Annotated in this window: 2 rRNA genes; both read left to right on the top strand. The window is 48.9% G+C overall.

Going from position 1 to position 313, the window contains the following annotated elements:
* Window positions 1–71: ribosomal RNA gene (locus GCN78_RS29015) — 23S ribosomal RNA — on the top strand; the annotation flags it as partial.
* A gap of 138 nt (window positions 72–209) precedes the next feature.
* Window positions 210–313 (top strand): 5S ribosomal RNA (gene rrf / locus GCN78_RS29010); the annotation flags it as partial.

The raw sequence follows: 313 nt of genomic DNA, 5'->3' as shown, positions 1-313 counted from the left end.
GATAGGCTGGGTGTGGAAGTGCAGTAATGCATTAAGCTAACCAGTACTAATTGCCCGTACGGCTTGTCCCTATAACCTTAGCAGGTACAGAGGATAAGACGGTACAACGTTGCGTGTGTGTTGATACTACCAGTCATTACCCCAATCTTTGCTTCTTCCGGATTCAGGCTTTGTCGTCCCACAGGAGACAAACGCCAGTACAAGTTATGCCTGATGACCATAGCAAGTTGGTCCCACCCCTTCCCATCCCGAACAGGACCGTGAAACAACTTTGCGCCGATGATAGTGCTGCAACCAGTGTGAAAGTAGGTTA

This window comes from Janthinobacterium rivuli, assembly GCF_009208735.1.
Lineage (GTDB): Bacteria > Pseudomonadota > Gammaproteobacteria > Burkholderiales > Burkholderiaceae_D > Janthinobacterium.
This window is presented reverse-complemented; position numbering and strand designations above follow the sequence as displayed.